The organism is Staphylococcus microti, from assembly GCF_000934465.1.
Taxonomy (GTDB): Bacteria; Bacillota; Bacilli; order Staphylococcales; family Staphylococcaceae; genus Staphylococcus; species Staphylococcus microti.
This window is the reverse complement of sequence record NZ_JXWY01000157.1, coordinates 1-225: the sequence shown is the minus strand read 5'-3', so window position 1 is coordinate 225 and position 225 is coordinate 1. Positions and strand designations below refer to the sequence as shown.

At 37.3% G+C, this 225-nt stretch carries 1 pseudogene; it reads right to left on the bottom strand.

Annotated elements, in window-relative coordinates:
- Positions 1-225: pseudogene (locus TP70_RS12510) on the bottom strand (hypothetical protein); the annotation flags it as partial.

The window sequence follows — 225 nt, the reverse complement described above, 5'->3', positions numbered from 1 at the left end:
GACGTTTAACTCGTATGATTGAGAATTTTTATTCCCACTTTGAAAATATTCTAATCCTGCACTTTTGATAGGCGTTAGAATCTCTAGAAGCGGTTGCGGGTCAGGTCTTAACCCCCTTTCTCCTATTATGTTTGGACGTGCTTCTAAAAGTAACTCGAACTCTCGCTTATAACCACCATCTTCTAAATCAGCGATAACTTCATCTATTTCTTTTTGGATATTTTC